The 5587-nt window shown below is 68.9% G+C and carries 4 protein-coding genes; all 4 read left to right on the forward strand.

Annotation, left to right across the window (positions count from 1 at the left end; all coding sequences use genetic code 11):
* A partial coding sequence (gene trmB, locus G6016_RS14060) for a tRNA (guanosine(46)-N7)-methyltransferase TrmB (RefSeq protein ID WP_422110489.1) occupies positions 1–729 on the forward strand: 729 nt, incomplete at its 5' end.
* Between the two features lie 79 nt (positions 730–808).
* Positions 809–1483, forward strand: coding sequence for an NYN domain-containing protein (locus G6016_RS14065; RefSeq protein WP_182633251.1), 675 nt, complete (start codon positions 809–811; stop codon positions 1481–1483).
* A 12-nt stretch (positions 1484–1495) separates the two neighbouring features.
* The gene (locus G6016_RS14070; protein ID WP_338403620.1) at positions 1496–4222 is read left to right on the forward strand and encodes an MMPL family transporter; all 2727 of its coding nucleotides are present in this window, start codon (positions 1496–1498) and stop codon (positions 4220–4222) included.
* Positions 4223–4286: 64 nt separating this feature from the next.
* Positions 4287–5587 (forward strand): lysylphosphatidylglycerol synthase transmembrane domain-containing protein (locus G6016_RS14075; RefSeq protein WP_241730323.1); only part of this gene is annotated, 1301 nt, incomplete at its 3' end.

The following is a 5587-nucleotide window of genomic DNA, read 5'->3' on the forward strand; positions in this document are numbered from 1 at the left end:
GCCGAGACCGCGACGGCCGAGACCGCGACGGCGGACGATGACTCCCGGCTGTTCCCCCGGGTGACGGCGTACCGCTTCCGGCGCGGCACCATGCGCCCGGGACAGCAACGCAACTGGGACGAGCACTGGCCGACCTACGGTCAGAACGTCTCCGACACCGTCGTGGACCCGGTCGAGCTGTTCGGCCGTACTGCGCCGCTCGTGGTGGAGATCGGCTCCGGCACCGGCACCTCGACGGCGGCCATGGCGGCGGTCGAGCCGGACCTCGACGTGATCGCGGTGGAGGTCTACCAGCCCGGACTGGCGCAGCTGCTCGGCATGATCCTGCGGTCCGAGCTCACCAACGTCCGCATGATCCGCGGCGACGGCGTGGACGTGCTCACCAACATGATCGCGCCGGCCAGCCTGACCGGCGTGCGCGTGTTCTTCCCCGACCCGTGGCCCAAGGCCCGCCACCACAAGCGACGGCTGCTGCAGCCCGGGACGTTCGGACTCATCGCCTCGCGACTGAAGCCGGGCGGGGTACTGCACGTGGCCACCGACCACGCCGACTACGCCGAGTGGATCGACGAGACCGGGGACGCGGAGCCGATGCTCGAGCGGCTTGATGCCACGACCGACGTCGGCCACGTACCGTTCAGTCTGGAAAGACCCGTGACGAAGTTCGAGGGCAAGGGATTGGACGAGGAGCGCGTGATCAACGAGTTCCTCTGGCGCCGCAAGAGCTGAGCGGACTTGACCGTCTGACACGGCCGCGGCCGGTCAGCGGCCTGGCCCGAAGACCCCACGACGATAACCGAGGCGAACCATGACCCCAGCAGACGAGACGCGGCCCTACGACCAGGCGGACGACGCCGCGACCGACGAGTCCGGAGTGGTGCTCCTGGTGTGGGACGCCCCGAACGTCGACATGGGGCTCGGCTCGATCCTCGGCGGGCGGCCGACCGCCGCATTCCGGCCCCGTTTCGACGCGCTGGGCCGCTGGCTGCTGGGCCACACCGCCGACTTGTCGGCGCGGAGTCAGGACACGCTCGAGGCTGAGGCCACGGTCTTCACCAACATCGTCTCCGGCACCTCCGACAACGTTCGGCCCTGGGTCGAGGCGCTGCGAAACGTGGGTTTCGCGGTGTTCGCCAAGCCCAAGACCAGCGAAGACTCGGATGTCGACGAGGACATGCTCGAGCACATCGACCTGCGGGCCGAGTCCGGGCGCCTCGCCGGCGTGGTGGTGGCCTCCGCCGACGGGCAGGCGTTCCGCGAACCGCTCGAGGATCTCGCGCACGACATCCCCGTCACCGTGATCGGATTCCGGGAGCACGCCACCTGGGCCGTCCAGCACGAGACCATCACCTTCCTCGACCTGGAGGACATCCCCGGCGTGTTCCGGGAGCCCCTGCCCCGGGTCAGCCTCGACAACCTGCCCGACGAAGGCGCCTGGCTGCAGCCGCTCCGGCCGCTCACCGCCCTGCTCGCCTCGCGTTAGGAGTACCACCGCGTGTTCAATTCGCTCGGGCGGTTCGTCGCCCATCGACGTGTCATGGTCCTGGTCAGCTCCGTACTGATCATGGCTTTCCTCAGCATCGCCGGCAGCATGTTCGGCAACCCGTTCGGCCAGGGCGGCTTCGAGGACCCCGACAGCGGCTGGGCCACCGCCGAGCAGCTCGAGCAGGAGGCGTACGGGCGCGACGCGCTGGGCGACGTGGTGGTTTCCTTCCACGCCCCCGAGGGCGTCTCCGTGGACGACCCGGCGTTCCAGGACCCCATCCGCTCCTCGCTCGAGTCGATCCGCACCGAGTACCCCGACCAGGTCACCGGCGTGACCAGCTTCGTGTTCAACCAGTCGCCGGCCCTGGTCAACCGTGATGAGGGCATCGCGGTGGCCTCCATCCAGATCGCCGGTGAGGACGAGGAGATCCTCGAGAACTTCCGGGTGATCGAGGATGCGATCCCCGTCGAGGGCATCGAAACCGACATCGCCGGTCTGCAGCCTGTGGCCGGCGCCCTGCAGGACGGCATGGACGCCGACCTCGTGCGTGCCGAGCTCATCGCGCTGCCGCTGGTGTTCCTGCTGCTCGTCGTGGTGTTCGGCGGCGTGGTGGCCGCGGCCCTGCCGGTCGCCGTGGGCGTGCTGACGATCCTCGGCTCCCTCGGCTCACTGCACCTGCTCTCGCTCGTCACCCCGGTCAACTCGTTCGCCCAGAACGTGGTGACGCTGATCGGCTTGGGCCTGGCGATCGACTACGGCCTGTTCGTGGTGAGCAGATTCAGGGAGGAGATGGCGGAAGGCTATCCGCCTGACGTGGCGGTGCGCCGGTCGGTGGCCACGGCCGGACGCACGGTCGTGTTCTCCGCCGTCATGGTGGGCGTGACCCTGTCCGGGCTGCTGATCTTCCCGCAGGCATTCCTCAAATCAGTGGCGTACGGCGCGATCGCCGCGGTGATCCTGGCGGCACTGCTGTCGGTGACCCTGCTGCCCGCCGTGCTCGCCCTCCTCGGCCGCCGCGTCGACTCGCTGGGCATCAAGCGGTTCCAGCGGCACCGCAGCCGCGAGGAGGTCGAGAACGGCATGTTCGGCCGCATCGCCGACTTCTCGATGAAGCACCCGGTCGCCGTGGCGGTGCCCGTCGTGGTGGTGCTCGTGGCACTGATTATCCCGTTCTCCGGGGTCAAGTTCGGCGGCATCAACGAGACCTACCTGCCGCCGGACAACACCACCCGTGTCGCGCAGGAGGACTACGACCAGAACTTCCCCGGCACCAGAACCGACCCGATCAAGCTGGTTATCGTCGGCTCCGACGGCAACAGTCTGTCGCAGATCCGGTCCTCCGCCAACGAAGCTCCCGGGCTGACCGGCCCATTCCAGTTCGCGCGCTCCGGCGAGCAGGATTCACAGGGCCGCGAGGTGGTGGTGCTGCAGTCCGGACTCGTGGATCGGAACTCTCCCACCGAGACGGTCGAATACCTGCAGACGTTCCCGATCCCCGAGGGCACCTCGGTGTACGTGGGCGGCAACCCGGCGCAGGAGGTCGATTCGGTCACCGCCCTGATGGAAGGCCTGCCGTGGTTCGTGCTCTACGTCCTGATCGCCACCACGTTGTTGATGTTCCTGGCGTTCGGCTCGCTGGTGCTGCCGATCAAGGCCGCGCTCATGAACATGCTCGGGCTGGGTGCGACCCTCGGCATCCTCACCTGGATCTTCGTGGACGGTCACGGCGCGAGCTTCCTGGGCTTCACACCCGGTCCGCTCACCTCGCCGGTCGTGGTGTTGCTCATGGCGATCATCTACGGACTGTCCACTGACTACGAGGTGTTCCTGGTCTCCCGGATGGTCGAGGCGCGTTCCCGCGGCGCCAGGACTGCCGAGGCGATCCGCAGCGGCGTGGCCAACACCGGACGGATCATCACCTCCGCCGCACTGATCCTCATCGTGGTGACCGGGGCGTTCGCGTTCTCGGAGATCGTGATGATGAAGTACATCGCGTTCGGCATGATCGCCGCGCTCATCATCGACGCGACCGTCATCCGCATGCTGCTCGTCCCCGCCGTGATGCAGCTGCTCGGCTCGGACAACTGGTGGGCTCCGCAGTGGATGAATCGAATCCAGCAGCGGATCGGCCTGGGTGAGGCGGAGCTCGACGACGAGCCCGAGTACCTCACCGGCGGCGGTTCGTCTTCGCTCGGAGCTGGCGCGGGTGCTGCTGCTGGTGCCGGCGCAGTTGCCGGTGCTGGCGCCGGCGCCGCTGCGGCCGCAGGGCCACCGGTGGCACTGCTGGAGCGGGACGACGAGACCGAGCCCGCGCGTCCGGATGAGTACGAGGACGAGCGCGGCCCGGTGGGCACCGCACCCGCTGCGGCTCCTACCGCGGCACCGGCTCCCGCGCCGACGCAGGCTCCCGCTCAGGATCCGACGCCCAAGCCAGCGCCAGCGCCTGCGCCCACGCCAGCGTCTGCACCTGTGCCGGTGGCGCGGCCGGAGTGGGAGCCGGAGTCGGCCACCGACTTCGCGGATCCCACAACGGGTGTCCCCGTCGGGTCTGCGAATTCGGCCGTGACCCCGGCTGCGCCGGAGGCCGTGGAGCCCGAGTCGGAGTTCGAGCCGGTAGTGGACCCGGAGTTCGACGACGAGCCCGTCGCCGCCGTCGACAGCGAGGGGGAGAAGATCCCCGCCGCCGACCTGATCGCCCGGCTCATGCGGGAGCGCCAGGAGAGGCACGACGGGTGAGGCCCCATCCGGCGCCCGGAGTGGGCTCCGGAGAAGCCTCGATGACTGCGGTTATGGTGGGCCAATGACGGAAGCGAGGGGCGCTGGGGTGTGGCGGCGTATCCGTGTCGTCATATCCAACCCCTGGTTCAAGGCCATCGCGACACTGACAGTCCTGGGATTCATCCTGTACTGGCTGCGCGGCCAGATGCCGTTCTTCGCGCAGGGCTTCGAGGCCGTGACCCGACCCCACTGGGGCTGGGTCGCGGTCTCACTGGTGTTCTCCTACCTGTCCATGTCGAGCTACGGCTCGGTGCAGAAACTGCTGCTGCGGTCGGCGGGCGTCAAGGTGGGGTACTGGGCCAGCGTCGGCCTGGTGTTCTCCTCGAACGCCTTCTCCACGTGCATCCCCGGTGGCCAGGTCTTCGGCACCACCCTCACCTACCGCAAGACCCGCCAGTGGGGCGCCACGAGAGTGGTGGCCTCATGGCAGCTCGTCATCTCCGGGGTGCTGTCGACCGTCGGAATCGTGCTGCTGGCACTGTTCGGGTTCTTCCTCGTGGGCTCGGTCTCCAACCCGTTCCTCCTCGTCCTCTCGGCCCTGGGTCTCGCCGCGATCTTCGTCGGCATCCAGTGGGCGGCCCGGAATCCGAACAGCATCGAGGGCGCACTGCTCTCGGGACTGGCATGGGTCAACGCCCGCCGCGGCAAGCCGGCGGACCACGGTGCCGACGGCGTGCGCAAGGTCGTCAACCAGGCCGAGGCCGTCGACCTGAGCAAGCGGCAATTGACCTCGGCCTTCGGCTTCTCGCTCCTGAACTGGGTCGCCGACATCGGCTGCCTGTGGGCCGCGGCCAACGCCGTGGGCGCCGAGCACAGCATCGGCGGTCTGGCGATCGCGTACGTCACCGGCAAGATCGTGGCCACCGCCCCCATCACCCCGGGCGGACTCGGGACCGTCGAGTTCGCCCTCATCACCGCACTGACGGCCGGCGGACTCGGCGCGCATGAGGCCTTCGCGACCGTGTTCGTCTACCGGGTCGTCAGCTTCTTCCTGGTCGCGCTCGCCGGTTGGGTGGTCTTTTTCCTCTTCTACCGCGGGGTTGCCGACATCGATCCGGATGCGGAACCCGACAACGGGGTCGGGAATTCGCAGGAATCGACTGAGGCAGCGTTGTCGTCGTCGTCCTCGTCTTCAACATCGACCACCGCCACCGGATCGGCCGCTCCCTCGTCCCCGGCACCGACGTCGGGCACTCCTGCTGCCTCGGTCGCGTCGGATCAGGTGATCGCCGATGACCGCGGCGCTCGGGCGGGCCTGGAGGCCGGGCGTTCCTCGGCGCGGCCCGGAGCCGCCGGGATGTGGCCGCTGCAGGGCCGGCCGTG

This window comes from Dietzia aerolata (assembly GCF_014144865.1).
GTDB lineage: Bacteria > Actinomycetota > Actinomycetes > Mycobacteriales > Mycobacteriaceae > Dietzia > Dietzia aerolata.